General features: G+C 64.2%; 27 protein-coding genes. 13 read left to right on the top strand and 14 right to left on the bottom strand.

Translation table 11 applies throughout. The annotated features are described in order from the left end of the window. The first annotated feature begins 13 nt into the window (after window positions 1-13). A complete protein-coding gene (locus AFIC_RS10695) occupies window positions 14-565 on the top strand; it encodes a sigma-70 family RNA polymerase sigma factor (protein ID WP_275246222.1) in 552 nt (183 codons plus the stop codon). Further along, complete coding sequence (locus tag AFIC_RS10690) at window positions 562-1,200, top strand: DUF1109 domain-containing protein (RefSeq protein ID WP_275246221.1); 639 nt, start codon at window positions 562-564, stop codon at window positions 1,198-1,200. Before AFIC_RS10695 ends, AFIC_RS10690 begins: the two co-directional genes overlap by 4 nt. On the opposite strand, the gene AFIC_RS10685 is transcribed toward AFIC_RS10690, so the two are convergent. Together AFIC_RS10685 and AFIC_RS10680 are read right to left on the bottom strand one after the other, a co-directional pair. Then, window positions 1,197-2,303 carry a DUF2336 domain-containing protein gene (locus AFIC_RS10685; RefSeq protein ID WP_275246220.1) on the bottom strand — a complete coding sequence of 369 codons (1,107 nt, stop codon included), beginning with the start codon at window positions 2,301-2,303 and terminating at the stop codon, window positions 1,197-1,199. The genes AFIC_RS10690 and AFIC_RS10685 overlap by 4 nt on opposite strands. Window positions 2,304-2,352: 49 nt before the next feature. Then, the gene (locus AFIC_RS10680) at window positions 2,353-3,492 is read right to left on the bottom strand and encodes a GGDEF domain-containing protein (protein ID WP_420833326.1); all 1,140 of its coding nucleotides are present in this window, start codon (window positions 3,490-3,492) and stop codon (window positions 2,353-2,355) included. Between the two features lie 315 nt (window positions 3,493-3,807). Here AFIC_RS10680 and AFIC_RS10675 point away from each other — a divergent pair, with 315 nt between their 5' ends. The 4 genes from AFIC_RS10675 (at window position 3,808) to AFIC_RS10660 (ending at window position 7,078) form a co-directional block, all read left to right on the top strand. Next, a complete protein-coding gene (locus AFIC_RS10675) occupies window positions 3,808-4,377 on the top strand; it encodes a sigma-70 family RNA polymerase sigma factor (protein WP_275246218.1) in 570 nt (189 codons plus the stop codon). Continuing rightward, window positions 4,374-5,036, top strand: coding sequence for a hypothetical protein (locus AFIC_RS10670; protein WP_275246217.1), 663 nt, complete (start codon window positions 4,374-4,376; stop codon window positions 5,034-5,036). Before AFIC_RS10675 ends, AFIC_RS10670 begins: the two co-directional genes overlap by 4 nt. A gap of 37 nt (window positions 5,037-5,073) precedes the next feature. Continuing rightward, window positions 5,074-6,489 (top strand): S8 family serine peptidase, encoded by a 1,416-nt coding sequence (locus tag AFIC_RS10665; RefSeq protein WP_275246216.1) that lies wholly within the window; start codon window positions 5,074-5,076, stop codon window positions 6,487-6,489. A 256-nt stretch (window positions 6,490-6,745) separates the two neighbouring features. After that, on the top strand, window positions 6,746-7,078 hold the full coding sequence (locus AFIC_RS10660) for a TIGR03809 family protein (RefSeq protein WP_275246215.1): 333 nt from the start codon (window positions 6,746-6,748) through the stop codon (window positions 7,076-7,078). Here AFIC_RS10660 and AFIC_RS10655 read toward each other — a convergent pair. The 8 genes from AFIC_RS10655 to AFIC_RS10620 form a co-directional block, all read right to left on the bottom strand. Further along, entirely contained in the window at window positions 7,034-8,386 is a 1,353-nt protein-coding gene (locus tag AFIC_RS10655) for a TIGR03808 family TAT-translocated repetitive protein (protein WP_275246214.1), read from the bottom strand. The two genes, AFIC_RS10660 and AFIC_RS10655, sit on opposite strands and share 45 nt — an antisense overlap. 51 nt (window positions 8,387-8,437) lie before the next feature. Further along, entirely contained in the window at window positions 8,438-9,115 is a 678-nt protein-coding gene (locus tag AFIC_RS10650) for a pyroglutamyl-peptidase I (protein ID WP_275246213.1), read from the bottom strand. Next, entirely contained in the window at window positions 9,112-9,900 is a 789-nt protein-coding gene (locus AFIC_RS10645; protein ID WP_275246212.1) for an RsiV family protein, read from the bottom strand. The genes AFIC_RS10650 and AFIC_RS10645 overlap by 4 nt, the downstream gene beginning before the upstream one ends. Window positions 9,901-9,945: 45 nt before the next feature. Next, complete coding sequence (folK, locus tag AFIC_RS10640; protein WP_275246211.1) at window positions 9,946-10,437, bottom strand: 2-amino-4-hydroxy-6-hydroxymethyldihydropteridine diphosphokinase; 492 nt, start codon at window positions 10,435-10,437, stop codon at window positions 9,946-9,948. A 3-nt stretch (window positions 10,438-10,440) separates the two neighbouring features. Further along, window positions 10,441-10,806: a dihydroneopterin aldolase gene (gene folB, locus AFIC_RS10635; protein WP_275246210.1), complete on the bottom strand. Its 366-nt coding sequence runs from the start codon at window positions 10,804-10,806 to the stop codon at window positions 10,441-10,443. Then, window positions 10,803-11,657, bottom strand: a complete 855-nt coding sequence (folP, locus tag AFIC_RS10630) for a dihydropteroate synthase (RefSeq protein WP_275246209.1) — start codon at window positions 11,655-11,657, stop codon at window positions 10,803-10,805. The genes folB and folP overlap by 4 nt, the downstream gene beginning before the upstream one ends. A gap of 73 nt (window positions 11,658-11,730) precedes the next feature. Beyond that, window positions 11,731-12,138, bottom strand: coding sequence for a DUF4332 domain-containing protein (locus AFIC_RS10625; RefSeq protein WP_275246208.1), 408 nt, complete (start codon window positions 12,136-12,138; stop codon window positions 11,731-11,733). A 15-nt stretch (window positions 12,139-12,153) separates the two neighbouring features. Continuing rightward, on the bottom strand, window positions 12,154-12,507 hold the full coding sequence (locus AFIC_RS10620) for a hypothetical protein (RefSeq protein ID WP_275246207.1): 354 nt from the start codon (window positions 12,505-12,507) through the stop codon (window positions 12,154-12,156). 194 nt (window positions 12,508-12,701) lie between these two features. Here AFIC_RS10620 and AFIC_RS10615 point away from each other — a divergent pair, with 194 nt between their 5' ends. Both AFIC_RS10615 and AFIC_RS10610 read left to right on the top strand, forming a co-directional pair. Beyond that, window positions 12,702-14,354, top strand: a complete 1,653-nt coding sequence (locus AFIC_RS10615) for a helicase HerA-like domain-containing protein (protein WP_275246206.1) — start codon at window positions 12,702-12,704, stop codon at window positions 14,352-14,354. Window positions 14,355-14,419: 65 nt separating this feature from the next. Continuing rightward, window positions 14,420-15,826, top strand: coding sequence for a M20/M25/M40 family metallo-hydrolase (locus AFIC_RS10610; RefSeq protein ID WP_275246205.1), 1,407 nt, complete (start codon window positions 14,420-14,422; stop codon window positions 15,824-15,826). Window positions 15,827-15,836: 10 nt separating this feature from the next. Here AFIC_RS10610 and AFIC_RS10605 read toward each other — a convergent pair whose 3' ends face one another. Next, complete coding sequence (locus AFIC_RS10605) at window positions 15,837-16,196, bottom strand: hypothetical protein (protein WP_275246204.1); 360 nt, start codon at window positions 16,194-16,196, stop codon at window positions 15,837-15,839. A gap of 168 nt (window positions 16,197-16,364) precedes the next feature. After that, on the bottom strand, window positions 16,365-18,017 hold the full coding sequence (locus AFIC_RS10600) for a glycosyltransferase family 39 protein (RefSeq protein WP_275246203.1): 1,653 nt from the start codon (window positions 18,015-18,017) through the stop codon (window positions 16,365-16,367). A 304-nt stretch (window positions 18,018-18,321) separates the two neighbouring features. Between AFIC_RS10600 and AFIC_RS10595 the strand changes: the two genes are divergently transcribed. From AFIC_RS10595 to AFIC_RS10575, 5 genes are all read left to right on the top strand, one after another. Further along, window positions 18,322-19,161, top strand: a complete 840-nt coding sequence (locus AFIC_RS10595; RefSeq protein ID WP_275246202.1) for a hypothetical protein — start codon at window positions 18,322-18,324, stop codon at window positions 19,159-19,161. 134 nt (window positions 19,162-19,295) lie between these two features. Then, entirely contained in the window at window positions 19,296-19,709 is a 414-nt protein-coding gene (locus AFIC_RS10590) for a Ros/MucR family transcriptional regulator (protein WP_275246201.1), read from the top strand. A gap of 243 nt (window positions 19,710-19,952) precedes the next feature. Beyond that, window positions 19,953-20,312: a helix-turn-helix domain-containing protein gene (locus tag AFIC_RS10585; RefSeq protein ID WP_275246200.1), complete on the top strand. Its 360-nt coding sequence runs from the start codon at window positions 19,953-19,955 to the stop codon at window positions 20,310-20,312. Continuing rightward, window positions 20,309-20,911, top strand: a complete 603-nt coding sequence (locus AFIC_RS10580; RefSeq protein WP_275246199.1) for a DUF6456 domain-containing protein — start codon at window positions 20,309-20,311, stop codon at window positions 20,909-20,911. Before AFIC_RS10585 ends, AFIC_RS10580 begins: the two co-directional genes overlap by 4 nt. A 75-nt stretch (window positions 20,912-20,986) precedes the next feature. Then, the gene (locus AFIC_RS10575) at window positions 20,987-21,136 is read left to right on the top strand and encodes a hypothetical protein (RefSeq protein ID WP_275246198.1); all 150 of its coding nucleotides are present in this window, start codon (window positions 20,987-20,989) and stop codon (window positions 21,134-21,136) included. Between the two features lie 13 nt (window positions 21,137-21,149). Here AFIC_RS10575 and AFIC_RS10570 read toward each other — a convergent pair whose 3' ends face one another. Both AFIC_RS10570 and AFIC_RS10565 read right to left on the bottom strand, forming a co-directional pair. After that, a complete protein-coding gene (locus AFIC_RS10570) occupies window positions 21,150-21,581 on the bottom strand; it encodes a SufE family protein (protein ID WP_275246197.1) in 432 nt (143 codons plus the stop codon). 131 nt (window positions 21,582-21,712) lie between these two features. Continuing rightward, complete coding sequence (locus AFIC_RS10565; RefSeq protein WP_275246196.1) at window positions 21,713-22,240, bottom strand: DUF5330 domain-containing protein; 528 nt, start codon at window positions 22,238-22,240, stop codon at window positions 21,713-21,715. Window positions 22,241-22,640: the final 400 nt, after the last annotated feature.

Raw genomic sequence — 22,640 nt, 5'->3', positions numbered from 1 at the left:
TAGAGGAAGCGCGGTGCGCGGCCAGGAACATGAATGGACCGACCTGATGCGGTCGGCCAATGCGGGCGATGGCGCCGCTTACCATCGGCTCCTGTCGGCCATCACGCCGGTTTTGCGGGCGGCGGCGCGGCGCGGCCTGTTGCGTGCCGGGCAATCGCCCGATCAGTCCGAGGATATCGTGCAGGATACTTTGCTCGCCGTGCATCTGAAACGGCATACCTGGGACCCGGACGCGGCGTTCGCGCCGTGGCTGTTCACCATCGCGCGCAACAAGCTGATCGACGCGCTGCGCCGCCGCGGCCGCCGCGTGTTCGTGGACATCGATGATTTCACCGATGTGCTGCCCGGCGAGGAAGCGCCGGAGGTGACGAACGGCGTGGACATCGAGGCGCATCTGAAGACGCTGCCGCAGCGCCAGCGCGACGTGCTGCAATCGATCTCGGTCGACGGCCTGTCGATCACGGAGACGGCGAAGAAGTTCGGCATGAAGGAGGGCGCGGTGCGGGTGGCCTTGCACCGGGGACTGTCCACACTGGCGGCCCGCGCGCGGAAAGACCTGACATGAAGACCGACGATCTGATCGCAAGCCTTGTCGCCGATCATCCCTCGCGGACCCGGCCGGTCTGGCTGTGGCTGCTGGCGGGCATTTGCGCGGCGCTGCCGCTGTCGGGTGCGCTGTTCATGATGAGCCTCGGCATGCGGCCGGATATCGCGACGGCGATCTACAATCCGTTCTTCGACCTCAAATTCCTGGTCACGCTGGCGCTGGCGTCAGCGGCTGCGGCATTGAGCCTGCATCTGTCGCGCCCGAACGCCACGTTGCACGGCTGGATGTGGCTGCTCGCGCTGCCCGTGGGCCTGCTCGGCATCGGCATCGTCGCGGATTTCACCGTGCCTCAGCGCGTGAACTGGACAGGCCGGCTGGTCGGATCGAGTTCGATGGCCTGCATGTCGTCCATTCCGTTGTTTTCGGCGCCGTTCCTGATTGCCACGCTGTTGATGCTGCGCAAGGGGGCGACCTCGCACCCGATGCTGCTGGGCGCGCTGGCGGGGTTGATGTCCGCGGGGCTGGGCGCTGCGATCTATGCCGCCCATTGCATGGACGACTCGCCCTTGTTCGTGGCGACGTGGTACACGCTGGCGGCGGCTTTCGTGATGCTCGTTGGAGCGATGATCGGCCGCCGGGTCTTTCGGTTCTAGGAAGCCGTCGCAGGAATGCTGCCGGCCTCGCGCATCCGGTAGAAGCGCAGCACCTGCTGGGCGGTGGCGGGCCGCAGCAGGTTGAAGTGATCCTGATATTCGGCAAGGCTTGTTGAGACTCCGACATCGCCGACCGCGTGCCGCGCCATCAGGATCTTTTCGACGGTCGTCCAGCCGAGGCCCGCGACCTTCGCCAGCACCAGCAGCCCTTCCGCGCGCGGCTCGATCATCATGTTCTCGACGGTGAGGATCGGCACATCGGTCATCAGCGCGATGGCGGTCGAGACCTCCTCGACGCGGCCGTGCTCGGCGAACGCCGCCACCTGCGCTTCGTTGAGGCGGCCGTCGCTGTGAAGCAGCCTGACGAGCGTTTGAGCGCGTTCGGTGGCTTCGCTTTTCGCGGCGCTGGCCTGAATCGCGATATCCTTCATCACCGAGACGACATCGGCGGAAAATTGCGGGTTGGCGCGGTTGAGCTTGTCCCGCACCGTATGCGACGCCTTGGCGATCAGTTGCAGATAGACATGCCGGGGAATGGGTCGCAAGCCGAGGCAGGTCGCGATGCCGTCGTGCCCCTCGGCGCGCATGATCAGGCGCGAGTATCCATTGTCGGAGAATTCCGCGCCGGGATTGTTGAGCGTGCTCTCGACCACATCGTCATTGCCGCGCTCGACCAGCACCTCGGTGACGGCGTGGCTCAGGACCTTGCGCCTTGAGATCGCGAGCAGATGACCCTGGCTCTTTTCCCGCGCGTTCTGGACCAGCGCCGCCTCGTTGAGCTTTTCGGAATGCAACAGAACCGGAGCCGCAATCTCGATCATGTCGTCGAATGCGAGAGTCCGGATCACACCGGCCGGGGCTTCCACCACATGGGCGAGACGTTCGGACAGCAGTTGCTTCGCCGACTGCTCCATCTTGAGCAGGAGGCACTGAAAGACATCGTCGAACAGCGCGATCTGCTCGTCGGAATAGGCGGCCGGTGCGTAAAGGAACAGATCGGTGACGCGACGGAGTGCTTCGACGCGGCGCGCCACCGTCCCATGGGTCAGTGCGGCCTGAAGATCTGCCAACAAACTGGCGGCGTTGGCGGTATTTACACCCATGACTTCTGTCCCAAACGGCCTGCCGCAGTTCTGCGGCAGGTAACGACCCCTAAGCGTGTTCGATTCTGTTTCGTCCACGGTCCTTGGCGCGATACAGCGCCACATCGGCCCGCAGCAGAAGGTTTTCAGGCGTCTCGCCGTGGCGCAGCGTGGCCACGCCCGCCGACATCGTCACGGCGATACCGGGCGAGATCGAATTCCAGTCGATGCCCGCTATGATCATGCGCAGGCGATCTCCCACTTTCCCGGCGGTGTCCTCGTCCGTTTCCGGCATGATCAGCAGAAATTCCTCGCCGCCATAGCGGCCGAATTTATCGATGGCCCGCACGTTGGCGAACATGGTGATGGCGAAAGTGCGCAGCACTTCGTCGCCCACGGGATGGCCGTAAAAATCGTTGATCCTCTTGAACCAGTCGAGGTCGATCAGCGCGATGGAGCAGGCGCTTTTGGCGCGGATCGCGCGTTCGCTCTCCTCGGCCAGCGTATGCATGATGCTGCGGCGGTTATGCGCGCCGGTCAGTTCGTCGAATTCGGCGAGTTCCTCGATGCGCCGATAGGCTTCCTTCAGGGCGAGGCCCTGCGTGTAGAAGAATTCCCGCAGCGCGCTGGAGAACATGCCGACCAGCATGCAGCGGCCGATAGTGACGGCGAACAGGAACAGGGTGGCGAAACGCTCGCCGAAATTGCCGTCAGGGATGCCGATCGGCACTTTCGTGAACAGAAACAGCACCGCGAGCCCGGCGGTGAGCATCGCCCAGGCGATGCCGATCTGAACCATGGTCGAGCGCAGCGAGCCGAGCGCCACGATCACGAACAGCGAGCAGAGAAACACGCATCCGACTTCCGGCACGATGTAGATGAACGACAGCATTAGCAGCAGGCTGACGGTCATCTGCTGGAGGACGAGGTAGTGATCCTTGAAGCGGTCGTTGAAATGGGCGTCGGACAGAAGGACAAAGCAGGTGACGCTGAGCAGCGCACAGGCGAGGAAAACCGGCGGGGTGGTGAGGCTGGTGGTGCCGGCGAGGGCGTAGAGCGTCAGCGCCGCGGTGTCCGTGAGGTAGCTGAGCGCCATAATGGTCTGGATCTGGCGGCGCTGGATAGCGCGGCGCGGCAGCACGTCCGATGCGGGGGCATCGGCTGAACTCAGTTGATCCATCAGTTTGAGTGGAAAGACCGCTCCCCACATGTCGTAAAACCCCGCAGCTCTTGACTAAATTAGTCTGCAAAGCGTTTAGGTTTGGTATCATTTGGCAGTATCGGCGGGTCTTTGTGAGGAATGCCGGTGCCGCCTAAAATCTAAAAATATATATATTTATCAATATCTTGGTTTTGAATTTTGTGTTTTCGGTCCGGGTTGCGGCCGTAAAATGCGGGAGGGAGCGGCGCGGCTTGCCCAACTCCGCCTTCGAGGGCATTTTCGCTGCCTTCCGGGCAGCAATGCCACGGACGTTTTTATCGAACCCGATCACGTCCCCATGCGACCAACCTTGCGAGACAGCCATTGAGTGCAACACAGGCCGCTTCGGACGAATCCCTGATCGGCCGCATTGCCCAGGGCGACCGTCTCGCCATGCAGGTGCTCTACGGACGCCACCATGTCCGGGTCTATCGGTTCGCGTTGCGTCTGGTGCGGAAGGAACAGGTCGCCGAGGATCTCATCAGCGAGGTGTTCCTGGATGTGTGGCGTCAGGCCGGGAAGTTCGAGGGGCGCTCCGCCGTCTCGACCTGGCTCTTGGCGATCACGAGGTTCAAGGCGTTGTCGGCGCTGCGCAAGAAGAAGGACGCGGAGCTCGACGACGAGATGGCGGCGGCGATCGAGGACACGTCCGACAATCCGGAGGTCGCGGTCGCCAAGAAGGATACCGGAAATGCGCTGCGCAACTGTCTGGCGAAGCTGTCGCAGGACCATCGGGAGATCGTCGATCTCGTCTATTACCACGAGAAGTCCGTGGAGGAGGTCGCCGAGATCGTCGGCATCCCGGAGAACACGGTGAAGACGCGCCTGTTCTACGCGCGCAAGAAACTGGCCGAGCTTTTAAAAGAAGCAGGCATAGAGCGAGGCTGGCCATGACGACGAACGACAAGGAATTGGCCGGGCCCGGCGACATCGAGGCGCTGCTGCCCTGGCGGGCGGCGGGCACGCTGAACGCCGAGGAGACGCGGCTGGTCGATGCCGCGCTCGCGAAAGATCCCGCGCTCGCGAAGCAATACGAGATCATCAAGGACGAGCTGGCCGAAACCGTGCTTCTGAACGAAGACCTCGGCGCGCCGTCCACCCGTGCGCTGGAAAAACTGTTCGCGGCGATCGACGCGGAGCCCGCGCGTGGCGCATCACCGGCATCGGGATTGATGGCGCGGCTGGGGAGCTTCTTCGGCGGATGGTCGCCGCGCACGCTCGGCTGGGCCGCCGCCGCGGCGATGCTCGCGCTGGTGTTGCAGGCGGGCATCATCACCTCGGCGGTGGTGAAGCAAGGCGGCGGGTACCAGACGGCGTCGTCAGAGGCATCGACGGCGGGCACGCGCCTCTTGGTCGGCTTCAGGTCCGACGCCACGCTCGATCAGATCACCGCCTTTCTCGTGGCCTATCACGCCTCCATCGTGGCGGGGCCGCAGGCGGGCATGTTCACGGTGAAATTCGGCGACGCGACTCTCGGCGCAGCGGATGCGGCGAAGCTCATCGCCAAGGTCAAGGCGGACAAGACCGTGGCGTTTGCCGCTGCGACACAGTGATTTCTCGCATTTCCTTCATACGGCACGGGGTGAAGGCATGACGAAGCGACACGATCCATTCAACGGCCCGAAGGTCTGGCTGCTGGCGGCGGCGGTGGCACTGTCCTCGTTCGCCGCACCGGCGCAGGCGCAGATGCGCAATTTCAGCGTCGGCGGGCCCAACATTCATGTCGGCCCCCGGATTCCGATCAATCCGGGCGTGCGCTATTCGCCGAACCTGCATTACGGCCCGGTGATCGAGGATCGTATCTATAACGGGCCGCCGCCCTCGCGCAGGCCGCCGCCGGAACGCGCGGCGAAGAAGCCTCCGCGCGCCGCCGCCGATCCCACCTACGTGCCGAATGAAGTGCTGATCGAGATAGCGGGCCAGCCGACCGACGCTCAGGTGCAGGCCATCGCGAAGAAGCACCGGCTGCGGCCGATGCAGTCGCAGCACATCGCGCTGCTCGACACCACGTTCTATCGCTGGCGGATTCCGGACGGGCGTCCGGTCGATACAGTGGTGAAGCAGTTGAGCGCGGATCGCGGCATCAGGTCGGCGCAGCGCAATTCGATCTTCCGCTTGCAGGACGAGCAGGGCGGCAAGGTGCCGTTCCAGTACGCGCTGGCGAAACTGCGGCTGCCGGAGGCGCAGGCGATCTCGACCGGCGAGAAAATCAGAGTCGCGGTGATCGATTCCGGTATTGATGCCGGCCATCCCGAACTTGCGGGTTCGATTGAAGCCACCTTCGACGCGCTCGACAGCAAGGAGGCCGCGCACGCGCACGGCACCAGCATCGCGGGCGTCATCGCCGCGCACGGCACGCTCAAGGGCGCGGCTCCGGCCGCGAAGCTGCTGGCGATCCGCGCGTTCGGCGAAGCCAAATCGGGCGCGTCGAGCACCACCTTCGTCGTGCTGAAGGGCCTCGATTATGCCGCCGCGAACGGCGCGCAGATCATCAACATGAGTTTCGCCGGTCCTCGCGACAGGCTGGTCGAGCGCGGCCTCGCGGCGGCGGCGGCGAGGAACATCGTGCTGGTGGCGGCGGTCGGCAATGCCGGGCCGAAATCGGCGCCGCTGTTTCCGGGGGCGGACAGCCACGTCATCGGCGTGACCGCGACCGATGCCGCCGACCAGATTTTCGCGAAAGCCAATCAGGGCGCGTATGTCGCCGTGGCCGCGCCCGGCGTCGATATCCTCGCGCCGCTCCCCGGCGGCAAATACGGCGTCTCCTCCGGCACCTCGCTGTCGGCCGCCTATGTCAGCGGGCTTGCGGCGCTGATGCTGTCGCGCAATCCCGCGCTCACCGCCGACGAGGTGCGACAGGCGCTGGTGCAATCCGCCCGCGATCTCGGTCCGGCCGGACGCGACGACCGGTTCGGGGCGGGGGAGGCCGACGCCTTCGCCGCCGTCTCAATGGTGGCAGCGCCTGTCGCGACCGCCTCCGAGCCGCCCAAGCCGATGCCGCGTTGAAAAAGCCCGGCCCGCGTTAACTGTGCCCGCGAGATTGGAAGTCTTCTGTACGCAAATACCTTGACCTGAACTCGCGCCATGAGGACGATAGGTCATTCCAGCGGCGATTCTATTGCTTCGCCGCACCGGGCCGATGGCCCGCCGCGCGTTTTTGCGTCCTGCTTCGCGTCCCTCAAGTTGCTTTGTGTCACCGTCGTTTCGTACCGGCCCGTTATGGCTGGCGTCATTCTGTAACGTGTTGTCATGGAAACTGGCGATGTCTGAGGCTTTTCCGAAACCGGGTGCTGCCGCCGGCCGCGGCGTGGTCGCGCGCTGGCGCATTTTGGCGCAGCAGCGGCTCGATCATCTCACCGAGCTTTATGAAAGCGGGCGCTGGAAGCTCTATCACACCGAGAGCGATTTTCTTGCGATGGTGCACGAGGCGCGGACGGCGCTGAAGGTCTGGCAGGATCTGGCGCCACCCGATCCGGCCTTCGACAAGCCGATCGAGGTCGCGATCGCGCAGACCGAGGAGGGCGTTCCGGGCAGCTTGCCGAAGCCGGGCCTACTGAACCGTGTTCAGGCCCAGTACGATTTTCGGAAATCCTGACGCGCCGACCACCGCGAGATCGCCGGTGACCGGCTTGTCGTGGTCGTAGCCGACGATCGCGCCGCGCGGCGCGTTCGTAATCAGGTTGCCGCTGACGAGCGTCTTGCCGGTGCCGTCCACCGCCGAGATGCCGATGCCGACGAAGGCATCGCGGATGATGTTGTTGGCGATGTTGACGTCGCGCAGATATTTGCCCCAGCCCGCGCTGATGCCGCACACCGGCGCGTTCTCGATCACGTTGCCGGTGACGTTGCTGTCGGCCTCGATATAAATCCCGACGCCGCCGTGATCGGTATTCGATCCCGGATAGCGGCGCGTTCTGGTGTTGCGGATGATGTTGCCCTGCACGACGGCGAGGCGGCCGCCCTCGTTGAAATTGGCGACCGACACGCCGGTGGAGCAGCCGTCCACGATATTGTTGGCGATGACTGCGCCCTCAAAGGCGAATTCCGAATAGAGCGCGACCTCGCGCGCGTCGGTGACGGTGTTGCCGACGATCTGGATATTGGAGGCGGAGTTGCCGCGCACGCCGGAATAGTCGCAATCGCGGATGCGGTTGCCGCGCACGATCACGTTGTTGGCGCGAAAGGCGTTGATGGCGTTGCCGTACTGCCCCGTGCCGCCGGGGCCCGCCTTGATGGTCTCGATGCGGTTGTCGATCACGATGGTGCCGTCGTCGCCCGCGGCCGTACGCACGATCTCGATGCCGTTCTCGGAGGCGTCCTGAATGACGTTCTGCGCGATCAGGAGGCCGAGCGCATCGACGCTGACGATCGCGGTGGCGGCGGTCTGGCGGATGGTGGTGTTGCGGATGTCGCCGGAGCAGGTCTCGATCCGGATGGCGTTGCGGCCGCTGCCGGCAATATCGCAATCGCCGATGTGGAAGTCGCGACAGGCTTGCAGGCTGACGAGGCCGCGCCGCTCGGGCAGGGCGCTGCCGCCGCCGTCGAGCACGAGACCTTTCAGGTTGAGGCCGTCCGCGCCTTTCGCGGTGAAGAGCGAGGTGCCGCTGCCGGTGAATTCCAGCCGCGTCGCGCCGCGTGTGCCGGCGATCTGCGCGCCGCTCGGCAGTTCGAGTTCGCCGGTACGATAGAGTCCCGGCCGCAGCACCAGCGGCGTTCGCGCGGCGGCGGTGGCGTTGATCGCGTGCTGCAAGGCCATGGTCTGATCGCCGCCACCGGGTTTGACGCCGGGTTGCCCCGCGTCACGTCCGGACGGCGGCGCTGCGCGGCTCGCGACGCTTTCGAGCATCAGCGCGGCGGCCGACACGCTGAACAGACCCATGAGACGGCGGCGGGTGAAATCCATGATGCGCTCCTGTCGCCGGTTTATGGCACGAAGGAGAGGGTAGCGGCGATCTTATGATCCGCCATTGGTTAAATTTGAGCGTGAGCGCGCCGCCCGCGCGCGCTGAATGAGTGTGGCCAGCATCGCTTCCCCGGCATCGACAAGTTGCTCGAAGGTGATCTCCCCGGGCTTTCCCGAACGAGCGTCGCGCGGCACTTTCGGCACGTGGATGAACGCCGCAAGCGGCCGCGCCTTGGGATGTTGGTCGACAGCTTCGATCGCGCGCCAGCTCAGATAGTTGCAAAGATAAGCTCCGGCGTTGATCGAAGGACGAACATCGATGCCGGTGGTCTTCGCGGCGTGCAGCAGATGCTGCGTATGGCCGCCGAACCGGCGCGTCGCGGGCGCGGCGGGATCGATGCTGCGGCTCAACACCGTCGCATGATCCGCATCCGGCCAGAGCTGGGTGACGGTGTTGCGCGCGCGTGTTTCGATGCGGACATAGGGCGTGCGTGTGGCAAGCCCGAACATCAGAAGCAAATCGGGTTCGTGCCGCGCGAACAAGGCGGGCAACTGCGCATCGACCGAACGGTAGCTGACCGGAAAGACGTGGCCGATCCGCTCGACATTGGCGAAGGCGGGGCGGGGCAGGCGCACCAGCCGCTCCACGAGTTTCGCGGTTGGATTATAGGGCGCGCCGGGAAAGGGGCCGAAGCCGGTGATGAGGGCGCGGATCCTGCCTGCCGTCATGGCCGGTTGGTGCTGTCTTCTTGCGGCTGGCCGCCGAAGATCGCGGCACCTTCCGCCGAAAGGTATGGCTTCAGTTCCCGCCACGGCACCACCACGTCGAAACGGCCTTCCGCGTAGGGGCCAACGGCGTAAGGCTCATAGTGGAAAGCGAGTCCCGCGCTTTTGCCCGGCTCGGTCGAAGGCGCGAGCGTCACCGGGCCGATCTTGAGCAGGCTCGTTCCGATATCCTTGTACCAGTCGACAGGGGAATCGTCGTCCGTAATGCCGCGTGCCTTCTTCTCGGCTTTCAGCGCCGCGAGGACGGCATTGCGCATCGCCGTCAGCGTCGGGCCGCCATCGGCGGTTTCCGTGAAGAATGGCCGGATGCTGATGCGCTTCTTTCCGGCGTCGTCCCACAGGATCGTATCGACATAGCTGTTGGGATGCGCGCCATGGGTGTCGGCGTAATCCTCACGCAGAACGCTGATGTAGCGGCCGCCGACAACCGATGCGGTGACGTACTCGCGTTCGAACGTGTATCCGTCCTTCGGGAAGTATTGCGGATCGCTGCGTTTGCTGTCCGTGGCTTCCTTGCGCTGCTTCCCGGCATAGCGTTTGCCTTCCGCAAGACAATCGGCTGCTAGGGCGGGGTAGGACTTGATCGTGTCATCGAGCGTGACGCTGACATCGACGGCATCGGTCTTGATGGCGATGTCCGGTTTCGGCTCGGCTGCGAAGCAGGGGCCGATGAAAAAGATACCGGCAACGGCGGCAAGAGCGATGGTGCGGATCGATGCGAAGGTCATTTGCCTTCTATACAGCAATTATCGGCGGGGGCCGAGAAGCAGCATTCAAGCGAGGTCGTCCAACCGCTCGATACCTTCGCTCGGCACATCCGCCAGTGCCTGACGCGGCGTGCGGCCGCCGATGTCGCGGTCTGGCGCGATTTCCGCCAGCGGCACCAGCACGAAGGCGCGTTCGAACAGGCGCGGATGCGGCAGCGTCAGTTCCGGCGTGTGGATCGTGCCGTTGTCGTAGGCAAGGATGTCGAGGTCGAGCGTGCGCGGGCCCCATCTTTTCTCGCTGGCGCGGTCGCGGCCGAACTTCTTTTCGATCCGGTGCAGCGTGAACAATAATGCCATCGGGTCGAGCGAGGTCTCGATCTCGATGCAGGCGTTGATGAAGGGCGGCTGGTCTTCCTCGCCCCATGGCGAAGTACGGTAATCGGACGAACGCGCGACGAGTATCGCCTGCGTCGCGCCGCAGATATGGGAAATGGCGGATTTGAAGGTCGCGCGGACGTCGCCGACATTACCCCCGAGCGCGATCAGCACGCTGGCCATGGGTTACGCGCGCTTGCGCAGGATGACGACGCCGACATCGTCGAAGATCGCCGCAATCGGCGCATGCGGCTTGTGGATCGTCACCTTCACGGCCTCGATCCTGGCGAAATCGCGCAGCACCGCGTCCGCCACCGCGCCCGCCGCGCGCTCCAGCAGATAGTAATTCTGGCCCTTGAACGCCTGGCTCGCGCTGGTCACGACATCGGAATAGGACACGGTGTCGGCGAGCTTGTCGGTGCGCGAGGAATCCGCGAGGTCGATGGATAATTCCAGATCGATGACGAAGCGTTGGCCGACTTCGGCCTCATGCTCCATGACGCCGTGGCGGGCGTGCATCAGCAGGCCCTTGATGAAGATGGTATCGCTCACCGTTTGTCCCCGATTGCGGCCGTCACGCGCAGCGCCTGAACGGTCTCGAAAACGTCGTGCGCGCGGACGATCCGTGCGCCATTTTGAACCGCCAGCAGATGCGCCGCAAGTGAACCGCCAATGCGCTGGCGCGGCTCGGAGGGCGAGACGCTGGCGATGAAGCGTTTGCGCGAGGCGCCGACCAGAACGGGACGCCCGAATTGGGACAGTTCGCCCAGCCGCGCCAGCGCGATCATGCTCTGCTCGGGCGTCTTGCCGAAGCCGATGCCGGGATCGAGCACGATGTTGTCGCGGGGCAGGCCGGCCTCGCCCGCGATGGCGAGCGAACGCTCGAAGAACGCGGCGATATCCTTCATGATGTCGATGGCGGGGTCGGCCTCGTCGCGATTGTGCATCACGACGATGGGCGTGCCGCGAGCGGCCGCGAGTTTCGCCATCGCGGGATCGCGATGCAGGCCCCAGACATCGTTGAGAACGGCCGCGCCCCGGTCGAGCGCCCATGCGGCGACGCCCGCCTTCATGGTGTCGATGGAAATGGGCACGCCGAACCGGGCGACGGCGGGCAGGATCGGTGTCAGCCGCGCGATTTCCTCGTCTGCCGAGATGGGCGTCGCGCCATAGGGCCGGGTGGATTCCGCGCCGATGTCGAGAATGTCGGCGCCATCGGCAACCAGCCGTTCGGCCTGCGCCAGCGCGCGGGCGGGATCGAGATATTCGCCGCCGTCGGAGAAGGAATCCGGGGTGATGTTGAGCACGCCCATCACCAGCACATGCGGCCTGGCCAGCAGCGCGGGCAGGATATCGTGCCGTGCGTCTTGCGATGTGCCGGGTGTCGGGGAACGGGCGTTCATGGCGCGGCTTTGCGCGGTCCCGAAACATGAGTCAAGCGGCTAGCGGGTGGGAAGATGCCCTAAACTCGCGGGGTTAGTAGCTGATCTTGAGCGGCAGCTTCTTGGCCCGCTCGATCAACTGGCCGACCGACTGCTCGGAGGGGAGCACGCGCACCAGCTTGCGCCTGGAGTTGGCCTCGGCCATCGCCTGCGCGAGCCGTCCGGGGTTGCGCAGCGCGAATTCGCGCACCGTGCTGACGCCGGCGGCGCGGATCAACTCGGCCTTGGCCCTGCCCATGCCCTTGATGCGCATGCAGTCGGCGATGTTGGCCCAGCCGAGGATCTGCTTCTCGCAAAGGCCGGTCGCTTCCGCCAATTCCTTGCGGCCCTTGTAGGTGCCAGCCTTCTCCAGCAGCGCCGCGGTCGTGCGAATGCCCTGGGCTTTCAGCTTCGCGGCAGCCAGAGGACCCAATCCATCGATTTGTGTCAGAGGGTATGTCATTGCAAATGGAAGAACTTACGCGATCTGGAAAATCGAGGGTGCCGGTTGCAGCGAACCATCGCGGTGACAGGCGTGGCGCACGAAAAATCCTGAGGTGCAGACGGAATTGCGGATGTTTGAATGATTGAGAAGGCCGGAATGCTTCGAGCTTTTGTGTGTTCTGATGTCGATGCGTCCCGACATGGCCCCACGCAATGCAATCCGGCAGTCCATAGTTTCTTGTCCTTCCGGTTTATTCCGGCTCTTAACGCTTATGTTTTTATCTTGATCGGATGAGACGCGAAATACAAGAGACGAACGTCCTTGCAATTCAGATTCTCTCTTAAAGCGCGTCCGGTGTTGCTGTGATGCAAGAGTGAGCGTCTCCATTTTGGTGACGCGAGGCGAAAATCGCGTGTCGCACTGGCCATGCGCGACGAATTACCTCCTTCTTCTATTGTCGGGATTTGATTTGTTTCGTCTCTATCTATGGCCGGATGGTTCCATTGCCATTGAAGAAGCAGGAAAGATGCTTCAATAAATATAGCCGGATAGCGGTACGGCATTGGAAGCGAGGAACGGCGATGGCGAAGGCGACGAAACAGGCATCTGCGTCGGCGGGGACGGGAACAGCGAGCGCGCCGAAGCCGGCAGCGGCGGATACCGACACCGCGCTGTTTATCGGCAAGGGCGATCAACCGGCTTTTCTGACCTTGTCGCTCGCCAACCGCCACGGCCTCGTGACCGGCGCGACGGGAACGGGAAAGACCGTGACGTTGCAGGTGATGGCGGAGGGTTTTGCCCGCGCGGGCGTTCCGGTTTTCGCCGCCGACATCAAGGGCGACCTCTCGGGCATCTCCGAAGTAGGCAAACCGAACGATTTTATCCTGAACCGCGCCAAGGGCATGGGACTTTCGTTCCAGCCGGATCAGTTCTCGACGGTGTTCTGGGACGTTTTCGGCGAGCAGGGCCATCCGGTGCGCGCCACCGTGCTGGAAATGGGACCGCTGCTCTTGTCGCGGATGCTCGATCTCAACGATGTGCAGGAAGGCGTGCTCAACGTCGCGTTCCGTCTCGCCGACGAGAACCATCTGCCGCTGATGGACATGAAGGATCTGCGCGCGCTGCTGGACGCGATGATCCCGATTCCGGCCAAGGCGGGCGAGGACGATCCGCTTGCTGCGCTGCGCACCGCCGCGCAGTCGTTCGGCAACGTCACCAAGGCGACCGTGGGCACCATCCAGCGCCAGTTGCTGGTGCTGGAGAACCAGGGCGGCGCGAAATTCTTCGGCGAGCCCGCGCTGGAACTGAAGGATTTCATGCGCACCGATTCCGATGGGCGCGGCATGGTCAATATCCTCGTCGCCGACAAGCTGATGCAGAGCCCGAAGCTCTACGCGACCTTCCTGCTGTGGATGCTGTCCGAACTGTTCGAGGAACTGCCGGAGGTCGGCGACCTGCCGAAGCCGAAACTGGTGTTCTTCTTCGACGAGGCGCATTTGCTGTTCAACGACGCGCCGAAATCGCTGATGGACAAGATCGAGCAGGTGGTGCGCCTCATCCGCTCGAAGGGCGTCGGCGTCTATTTCGTCACGCAGAACCCGATCGACGTGCCGGACAAGGTTCTGGCCCAGCTCGGCAATCGCGTGCAGCACGCGCTGCGCGCCTTCACCCCGCGCGACCAGAAGGCGGTTGCGGCCGCGGCGCAGACCTTCCGGCCCAACCCCGCGCTCAATACCGCGCAGGTCATCACCGAACTCGGCAAGGGCGAGGCGCTGGTCTCGTTTCTGGAAGGCAACGGCACGCCGGCGATGGTGGAGCGCATTCTGGTGCGGCCGCCGAGCGCGCGGATCGGCCCGATCACGCCGGAGGAACGCAAGGCGATCATCGATGCGAGCCCGGTGAAGGGCAAATACGACACCACGGTGGATTCAGAGTCCGCTTACGAGATTTTGCAGAAGCGCCTCACGGACAACGCGGCGACCGGCGAACCCGGCAGCGGCGGCGGGCTGCTCGATCACATCGGCTCCATCGTCGGCTCGGTGTTCGGTACCTCGAATTCGCGCGGACGTCTGACCACGGGGCAACTGATCGCGCGCAACGTCACGCGCTCGGTGACCAACAAGGTGGTCGGCGGCGTGGTGTCCGATCTCGGCAAGTCGGTCGGCGGCTCGATCGGCGGCTCCATCGGCCGTTCGATCGTGCGCGGCGCGCTCGGTGGCCTGCTGCGGCGGTAATAGTTCGATTTTGTTCTTCCCTCTCCCGCAAGGGGAGAGGGGAAAAGACCAGCTTGGGATTTACGATGACTGACACCTCGCAGCTTTCCGCCGTTCTCGACCGCGTCGATGCCGATTTCGACCGCAGCTTGCAGCGCCTGTTCGCGCTGCTGCGGATCAAGTCGGTCTCCGCCGATCCGGCCTTCAACGCCGATTGCGCGGAGGCGGCAAAGCATCTGGCGGCGGACGTCGAGAGCATCGGCTTTTCGGCGCAGGTGCGGCCGACCGCGGGGCATCCGGCGGTGGTCGCGCGTTATGACGGCCCGGCTGCGAACGGACCGCATGTGCTGTTCTACGGACATTACGACGTGCAGCCGGTCGATCCGTTGAACCTGTGGGACCGCCCGCCGTTCGAGCCGGTGGTCACTAAACATGCGGATGGCCGCGAGATCATCGTCGCGCGCGGCGCGGAGGACGACAAGGGCCAGTTGATGACCTTCGTCGAGGCCTGCCGGGCGTGGAAGAATGTCACCGGCAGCCTGCCGCTCGGCGTCACGCTGCTGATCGAGGGCGAGGAGGAGGTCGGCTCGAAGAATTTCGGCCCCTTCCTCGAAAAGAACAAGGGCGACCTGAAAGCCGATTTCGCGCTGGTCTGCGACACCAACATGTGGGACCGCAACACGCCCGCGATCACCACGTCGCTGCGCGGCCTCGTATACGAGGAGGTCATCGTCAAGGCCGCCAACCGCGACCTGCATTCCGGCCTGTTCGGCGGAGCCGCGCAAAATCCGATCCGGGTGCTGACGCGCATCCTGGGCTCCATCCATGACGACAATGGCCGTGTCACCATTCCCGGTTTCTACGATGGCGTGAAGGATCTGCCGCCCGCCATTCTCGAACAATGGAAGAAGCTGAACCTCACGCCCGATCTGTTCCTCAAGCCGATCGGGTTGTCGCTGCCGGCAGGCGAAAAGGACCGCCTGCTGATCGAGCAGATTTCCTCGCGCCCGACGGCAGACATCAACGGCATTGTCGGCGGCTACACTGGCGAGGGCTCGAAGACGGTGATCGCCGCGCAGGCGTCAGCGAAGATTTCATTCCGTCTGGTCGAGGGGCAGGACCCCGCGAAGATCCGCGAGGCGTTCCGCGCCTATGTGAAGGCCCGCATGCCGGCCGATTGCAGCGTCGAATTCCTCGATCATGCGGGCGCGCCCGCCATCGCGCTCGATTGGGGCATGAAGCCGCTCGCCGCCGCCCGGCGCGCGCTGACGGACGAGTGGGGCACCGAAGCGCTCATGATCGGATCCGGCGGCTCGATTCCGATCGTCGCGGATTTCAGGAAGACGCTCGGCCTCGACACGGTGCTGATCGGCTTCGGACTGGACGACGACAACATCCATTCGCCGAACGAGAAGTACGACCTCCAGAGCTTCCACAAGGGCATCCGCTCGTGGGTGCGGATTCTGGCGGGCTTCGCGCAGGCGGGGCATTAGGGCGGCTTGGTCACGATCTGGCGGAAGTCGCCTCGAGCTTTGCCGCGCGGGCCTGCTTCATCCAGTCCAGAATGTCCGATGAGCGGCCCTGAAGGAGCTTGATGCTCTTGCTCGTGCGCGGCTGCTGCGATGTTTGCGGAAACCGCCATGACTCGGTGATGATGACGGCGTGCCAGGGCTTGCGGCCCTGTCCGTATTTGAGATGCACGACATCGAAGGTGAACGCATGATCGACACCGGCATACTGGTGGCGGTGGCGTTCGCAATGCACGCCGTGCGCGACCCATGACGCGCTGCCCGTGACGGAAGCGGGCGCATCGAGCACATACTCGATGTCGGCGATGCGCAGCGCGTTGCTCAGGCGTTTCATCGCCGGACCATAGAGCGGCGGGTCGCTGTTCAAAAGAGCAAATGTGCCACGCCGGATGTCCGGTGGACCGCACGTAAAAACGCCGCCCGGAATTGGACGGCGTTTGTATCTAAACGTGTAGAGGGTGATGGCTGAATCTACCCCGCCGTGCGGCGTGGTCAAGACTTTCTACGGCGGCGGAATCGTCAGCAGGCTGGCGATGCTCTCGCCCCGGATGTCGTAGACGCGGGCGTAGACCACGCCGTCACGCTTGATTTCGGCGTAGATCGGGGCGGGCAGGCCCTTGCAATAGAATTCGCCGAGGCTCATCGCGAAATCGGCGGAGTGGCTGTCCCAGCCGATGGAGAAGTCGGGGCCGAGCGCCACCTGCGCGGGGCGCTGCGGGCCGCACACCGCCACCTTCCATTTGCGGTTGGCGGGCGGAATTTCCTGCCGCGCGACGATCTGCTCGCGCAGGGTGTTGGACGCCTGCTTCAGCGCGAGGCCCCAATAGTCCAGCATGAAGCGGCGGTCGGCGGTGCGCACCGTTCCGGAGACATCGTTGAAATACGTGTACTGGTAGGGATGCAGCCGCACCATCTCCACCAGCGGCATTGCCAGGCCCGCGGCGAACAGCGCATAGGTCGCCAGTTGCCAGTTGCGGCGGCGCTCGTTGCGGCCCAGCCATTCGATCAGGCGACCGAAGGCGAGGCCGCCGAGGATCGCCATCGGCGGCACCACGAAGATGAAATGGCGGATGCCGTTATAGAGCGCGGGCCGTTTCACCACGGCGATGGCCAGCGGAAGAAAGGCCGCCAGCGCGATCATCAGATAGATCGTGGTGCGGCGGGGGTCCTCGCGCCGCGTGGCGGCGGCAATCGTCATGGCGAGGCCGCCGAGGCAGAGCGCGATAAAGATCTCCGGCATCTGCAACGCGAACAGCGTCGGCAGATACGACCACGGCATGTCCGGCACCGACACCATCGCGCCGTCGAACAATTCCTTCCATGGTTTCTCGAAGAAGGCGGAGAAGTAGGTCACCGCGCGCAGCGGGTTGGCCGGTTCGATGATCGACCATGGCCAGATCAGGCCCATCACGAGATAGCCGAACAAAAGCCCCGGCAGCAGCAGCCAGCAGGCATGGACGAAGCGGCGCAGCGTCTCGCGCCATCCCTGCGTCGCGATTTCCTCGCGCCAGATCGGAATGAAGGCGAGCAGGGCATAGACGAGGCCGAAGCCGCCAAGCACGCGGCAGCCGAGCGACAATCCGGCGCCGAGGCCGAGGATCAGCACCGTATGCGGCGACGGCGACGGATAGTCCTGCGCGAGCCGCACCAGCCCGAGCAGCATCACGACCATCGCGACCGCGAAGGGCGGGTCCTTCGGGTTCATGAACATGTGGCCGTAGAAGGTCGGGCACAGCGCGAGCAGGAGAAGTGCTGCCAGCCCCGCGAGCGGACCGCCGACGCGGCGCGTCAGACGCCATGTCAGCGCAAGACCGATCAGGCCGACGATCGCGCCGACGAGGCGGCGGGTGTCGAACAGCCCGAGCGGGACGATCTTGTGCAGGAGCGCGGCCGCCATGTCGAAGCCGCCACCATACATATAGAGGTTTGCGAACGAGAGCGCGCTCTGGTCCCTGAAACCGGAGCCGAACATCTTCAGCAAGAGGTCGGCATATTCGGCGTGGGTGTAGTCGTCCCAGCCGAGCCCGTAGTCGCGGAAGGTGAGGGCCGCGACGCACGCGATCACTGCGAGGGCGGCGCAGGCGAGCATGTCGCAGGTCTGATCGAATGGCCGCCGGAGGGGGACCTCAAATCCGGATGCCGTGATCGATGTCATGATGCGGATACGTTCGTTGGGACCGGGGCGGGATTTGGGGCGGCCATGTCCGCCGTTCAGCCAGGGGCATAGTCGGCGATTATGGCTTAATTTTCCTAAAACGCTGCAACGATAAGGGGTTGCCGGGAGTTGAAACAGCCCGCGACGGGATCTGCCGGAGGCCCCGAGGTCGCGGAAAGTGTTGGTATGTTTGTACTTTTTGGAATGGAATAAAGAAATATTACACTTTGGTCGGGCAGTTAATGGAACAACGGTATGCGGTCGAGGCTGCGGGCCGTGAAGACCGTGGCGTGGAGTTTGAGTGATGATTGCGTTGTTGCTGGCGGGAGCCTTGGTATTTTGCGCGGGCGTGCTGGGCATCGCGTTCGGGATTCCGATCAAGGAATTCTCCTTCGGCAATACGATGATCCTGTGTGGCACGGTTGCCGCCGCGACCGGACTCATTCTGATCGGTCTCGGCATTCTTGCGCGCGAGGTGAAGCAACTCTCCCGCCGTCTCGGCACCGCGCCGGTGCGGGAGGAGGCGGAGGTCGAGGAAATCGTCGTGGCCGAAGTGCCGCCGCCCGCGCCAGCGATGGTGGACGAGCCGCGCCCGGCGCCGCGCGCGCCCGGAAACAGCGATTTTCTGTTCTCGCGCGACGAGCAGGCGGCTCGCGCATCCGAGACCGAGTTCGACTTTCCGCCGCCGACCCGCGCGCCGTTTCCGCCGCTTCCCGAACGTCCCGAACCCGCGGCGGCACCGGAGCGCCCGAAGCGCGACTTCCTGTTTTCCTCCCGCCGCCGCAAGAATTCCGCGTCCGAGGCGGCCCCCGAGGCCGAGCCGCAGGCGGATGCTTCGCCGCCGGCGGAAGACAATCTGTTCGAGCCGCCATGGTCGCAGTCCGAGCGCCCATTGCCGGAAAACGATTTCGCGGCCGAGCCGCGCCATCCGTTGCGGCCGCAGCGCCGTTTCACGCAGCCTTCGCGCCGCGATGAACCGCCGCGCCGCGCGTCGCAGCCGGACGTCAGCGTGGTGAAATCCGGCGTGGTCGATGCGATGGCCTATTCGCTGTATTCGGACGGTTCGATCGAAGCGCAACTGCCGGAAGGCACGGTGCGGTTTGAATCGATCGACGAATTGCGCGCGCATCTCGACCGGCGCTGAGACGCCCGCTGATATATTCAGGGCACGGCATTCGATCGATCTTGCGGACTCCGGACCGGCTCGCCTAATCTTTGCGAGACCATGAGGGGCCGCAACGATGCACGCCCCCTTCCTTCGAACATCGCGAGCGCTGCATGAGTGAGCCGCCGGCCAAAAATTTCGTTGAAATGGCGGCAGGCATCGTCTCGTCCTATGTCAGCAACAACACGGTCGCTCCGTCCGACATTCCCGCGCTGATCGCGCAGGTGCATGCCGCGCTGCTGAGCGTGGCGGCGGGCGGGGATGCGCCCGTCGAGGCGGCGCGGCCCGCGGTCTCGGTGAAAAAATCGATGACGTCGGAATATCTGGTCTGTCTCGAGGACGGCAAACGCTTCAAGTCGCTGAAGCGGCATCTGCGCAGCCAGTACAACATGAGTCCGGAGCAGTACCGCAAGAAGTGGGGCCTGCCGCCGGATTATCCGATGGTGGCTCCGAACTATGCCGTGACGCGTTCGCAGCTCGCCAGGAAGATGGGGCTCGGCCAGCAACGCCGCCGGGCCAAGCGTTAGGCAGATTTAGTCTGGACGGAATCGCCAACCGCCATGCCCGGCTTCATGCCGGCATCCATGTCTTGGAAATTTAGTTTCAGTCAGGAAAGGCGTTGATGGCCGGGACACAGGCGAGCGGAAGCGACGCCATTCTTCGAACGGCTATGCCCGGCCAGGACGGGAGTTTGGATTGATGGGGAAAGATATCCCCGGTTGCAAAAATTGGGCTAGGGTGTAGGTATAAAATCCTAACGAGGTCGCCCAATGCTGCCCACCCCCGTCTCCGTTTCTCCCTCGCGTCTCGCCGCACCTTCTCCCGACCCCGAAACCATCCATTCCCGCGTCGCCGCATATGTGATCGCCGATTTCGGCATCACCGCGGACGAACTGGCGTTCGGCACGCGCGGCTCGCCGCGCGCATCACTGGCGCGTCAGGTCGCGATGTATCTTTGCCATGTCGGCTTCGCGCTGAGTTTCGAAGGCATCGGCCGGCTGTTTCACCGCGACCGCACCACGGTGGCCTATGCCTGCCGCATGATCGAGGAACGGCGCGAGGACGTCGGGTTCGATCGCCGGATCGCGGCGCTGGAACGTGTGGTGGCGGGGACGGAGTGTGGCCGATGAAGTTACATCGCCCCTCCAAGACACGGACGGCCGAGGCCGCGCATGGCATCGAGGCCCGGCGCGCCGAACACCTCACGCTTGCCTCGCGCGAGGTCATGACCGAGAGCGGCATCGTCCGCGTGACCGTCAATGACAGCGAAAGCCCGCTTGCGTGGCTCGCGCGCCGCAAGGGCCGCGACGGGCGCACCATGATCGGCCATGACCAGTTCATCGCGGGCGAGAAGCTGCGCGCCGATTTCACCCGTGGCCACCTCGCGCCGCGCGTGACATCGAGCTGGTCGGGGATCGCGCGCGGAAAAAATTGCGGCGGCGGCGATGCGGGCGCGATGACGGATGCGGTGATCGCCGCGCGGCAGCGTGTGCGGCTGGCGCTGGATGCGTGCGGGCCGGAACTGTCCGGCGTGTTGCTCGATGTATGCTGTTTCCTGCGCGGGCTGGAGGATGTGGAACGCGAACGCGGCTGGCCCGCGCGTTCGGCGAAGGTCGTTCTGCAACTCGCGCTGGACCGTCTCGCGCGGCATTACGGGCTTCGCGATAATGCCTGTGACAGCGCGCATATCCGCACCTGGCTCGCGGAGGATGCATCGTTCACGGCGTGAGCCGTTGTTCGCTGGAACCGGACGGGAACATGCGCTCCCGGCCACGGTTGATCCCGCGTCACAGGAGGACGGAGCATGGAAGAGATTCAGATCACGCAGGTCGAGTTTCCACAGGCGAAGGACAAGCCGGAGGCCGTGCGGAAGCCGAAACCCGGACGGTCACAGCAGCAGAGCGCCAGCATTCCCGAAAAGGGGCGCGGGAAACCCGATGGCGGAATGAGGTAGAGAATCCCGAAAGTCAGACCTTGGCTTCGACGGCCCTGCGCGCATCGGACTTGATTCGATCGACCATGGCGCGCAGGCCGTTCGAGCGCTGCGGCGTCAGATGCTCGCGGAAGCCGAACTCGTCGAAGATCGCCAGCGCGTCGGTGGTGAGAATGTCCTTTGCCTTTTTGCCGGAAAACAGCGTGAGGATGATCGCGACCAGCCCGCGCACGATGTGGGCGTCGCTATCGCCGAGATAGCGCAGCACCGGTTCGCCGGAGGCATCGCGGTCGTCCTTGCGCGACAGCCAGACCTGGCTGGTGCAGCCCTGCACCTTGTTTTCGGCGTTGTGTTCGGCCTCCGGCATCGGCTCCAGCGTGCGGCCGAGCTCGATCACGTAGCGATAGCGATCGTCCCAGTCATCAAGCAGGGAAAAGTTCTCGCGGATGTCGTCGATCGTGGTCATGCCGAACTTGCCGTATGTGGAGAAGCCTGCGCGTTCCTGCGCCGGCTACGGCTTATATGAGAACGCGGACCGCGGAAAGCGAGAGTTTGAACGGAATTTCCCGCAAAACAAGCACTCGGGCCGCCATCGCCTCAGGGCTGCGGGCCGTCCCATACGGGCTGCGGGCCGTCCAGCGCAATCGCGAGATCGGCCTGTGTCAGCGTGTCGGGGAACGGATTGGCGTCGCCCAAAGGCTCGATGGAGCCGGTGTGATCCGGGCTCTTGCGCTCGTTGGCGCCATGCTTGCCCTTCTTCGGCTTGTCCTGAATCTTCTCCTGGGCCTTCTCCGGAATCTTCTCCTGGACAGCCTGCGGCTTCTCCGCGCTGTCGGGCTTCTCGGCCTTGTCGTTCTTTTCATTCCGCTCGGTGAGGAAGTCGTAGACCTTCTTCGCGCCTGCCTGCGCGCGTTCGCCGACCACGGTCGCGGCCTGTCCGCCCACCGCGCATGCCGCTGGCTGGCGCGTGCAGAACTGCGACATGTCGGAAACGGCGGCGGTCGCGGCAAGCACGGCTTCGCTCGCGCTGACCTGCGGTCCCTTGTCGGTATCGGGTGCCTTGTCGCGCGGAAGCAGCACGAGCACCAGACCGAGCCAGAAGGCCATTCGCAACAAGAAGAACATCACGCATCCCCGTCGAACCGCGTTCTCCTGACGCGGCCTTGTTGGCTTGCGTTAAACCACCGGCGGATAAATCTTGAGTGTTTCGGGACGGCTAAATTTGCGTAAAATTTGAATCGTTTCGGATGGCGTAAATTTTCGATTGACGGGAACGCGCGTTATTTCGACGGAAAGAGCGTCGTCCACCATTTCGAAACCATAAGCCGGCGCGCGCTGAAACGATGCATTCACCATCACCGGCAAATGCAATCGCGAAATGCCCGCAAAACGCCGTCACGGCAGCGCGTGCGCGCGTTGAAGCGGTTGCCTTAGTGTTCGCTTAATTTCGCTCTGACACGATCCCGCGAACAACAAGAGGGGGCTTGCCGGCCCGCCATTGGCGCTCCGGCGGTGTGAGAGTTCA

The sequence above is a fragment of the [Pseudomonas] carboxydohydrogena genome (assembly GCF_029030725.1).
In the GTDB taxonomy this organism is placed as follows: domain Bacteria; phylum Pseudomonadota; class Alphaproteobacteria; order Rhizobiales; family Xanthobacteraceae; genus Afipia; species Afipia carboxydohydrogena.
The sequence above is the reverse complement of the archived record's forward strand: the minus strand, read 5'-3'. Positions and strand labels throughout refer to the sequence as shown.

Coding starts and splice junctions, on each gene's coding strand:
- AFIC_RS10690 (WP_275246221.1), top strand. CDS start 562: ATGAAGACCGACGATCTGATCGCAAGCCTTGTCGCCGATCATCCCTCG.
- AFIC_RS10685 (WP_275246220.1), bottom strand. CDS start 2,303: ATGGGTGTAAATACCGCCAACGCCGCCAGTTTGTTGGCAGATCTTCAG.
- AFIC_RS10680 (WP_420833326.1), bottom strand. CDS start 3,492: ATGTGGGGAGCGGTCTTTCCACTCAAACTGATGGATCAACTGAGTTCA.
- AFIC_RS10670 (WP_275246217.1), top strand. CDS start 4,374: ATGACGACGAACGACAAGGAATTGGCCGGGCCCGGCGACATCGAGGCG.
- AFIC_RS10665 (WP_275246216.1), top strand. CDS start 5,074: ATGACGAAGCGACACGATCCATTCAACGGCCCGAAGGTCTGGCTGCTG.
- AFIC_RS10660 (WP_275246215.1), top strand. CDS start 6,746: ATGTCTGAGGCTTTTCCGAAACCGGGTGCTGCCGCCGGCCGCGGCGTG.
- AFIC_RS10655 (WP_275246214.1), bottom strand. CDS start 8,386: ATGGATTTCACCCGCCGCCGTCTCATGGGTCTGTTCAGCGTGTCGGCC.
- AFIC_RS10650 (WP_275246213.1), bottom strand. CDS start 9,115: ATGACGGCAGGCAGGATCCGCGCCCTCATCACCGGCTTCGGCCCCTTT.
- AFIC_RS10645 (WP_275246212.1), bottom strand. CDS start 9,900: ATGACCTTCGCATCGATCCGCACCATCGCTCTTGCCGCCGTTGCCGGT.
- folK (WP_275246211.1), bottom strand. CDS start 10,437: ATGGCCAGCGTGCTGATCGCGCTCGGGGGTAATGTCGGCGACGTCCGC.
- folP (WP_275246209.1), bottom strand. CDS start 11,657: ATGAACGCCCGTTCCCCGACACCCGGCACATCGCAAGACGCACGGCAC.
- AFIC_RS10625 (WP_275246208.1), bottom strand. CDS start 12,138: ATGACATACCCTCTGACACAAATCGATGGATTGGGTCCTCTGGCTGCC.
- AFIC_RS10620 (WP_275246207.1), bottom strand. CDS start 12,507: ATGGAGACGCTCACTCTTGCATCACAGCAACACCGGACGCGCTTTAAG.
- AFIC_RS10615 (WP_275246206.1), top strand. CDS start 12,702: ATGGCGAAGGCGACGAAACAGGCATCTGCGTCGGCGGGGACGGGAACA.
- AFIC_RS10610 (WP_275246205.1), top strand. CDS start 14,420: ATGACTGACACCTCGCAGCTTTCCGCCGTTCTCGACCGCGTCGATGCC.
- AFIC_RS10605 (WP_275246204.1), bottom strand. CDS start 16,196: ATGAAACGCCTGAGCAACGCGCTGCGCATCGCCGACATCGAGTATGTG.
- AFIC_RS10600 (WP_275246203.1), bottom strand. CDS start 18,017: ATGACATCGATCACGGCATCCGGATTTGAGGTCCCCCTCCGGCGGCCA.
- AFIC_RS10595 (WP_275246202.1), top strand. CDS start 18,322: ATGATTGCGTTGTTGCTGGCGGGAGCCTTGGTATTTTGCGCGGGCGTG.
- AFIC_RS10590 (WP_275246201.1), top strand. CDS start 19,296: ATGAGTGAGCCGCCGGCCAAAAATTTCGTTGAAATGGCGGCAGGCATC.
- AFIC_RS10585 (WP_275246200.1), top strand. CDS start 19,953: ATGCTGCCCACCCCCGTCTCCGTTTCTCCCTCGCGTCTCGCCGCACCT.
- AFIC_RS10580 (WP_275246199.1), top strand. CDS start 20,309: ATGAAGTTACATCGCCCCTCCAAGACACGGACGGCCGAGGCCGCGCAT.
- AFIC_RS10575 (WP_275246198.1), top strand. CDS start 20,987: ATGGAAGAGATTCAGATCACGCAGGTCGAGTTTCCACAGGCGAAGGAC.
- AFIC_RS10570 (WP_275246197.1), bottom strand. CDS start 21,581: ATGACCACGATCGACGACATCCGCGAGAACTTTTCCCTGCTTGATGAC.
- AFIC_RS10565 (WP_275246196.1), bottom strand. CDS start 22,240: ATGTTCTTCTTGTTGCGAATGGCCTTCTGGCTCGGTCTGGTGCTCGTG.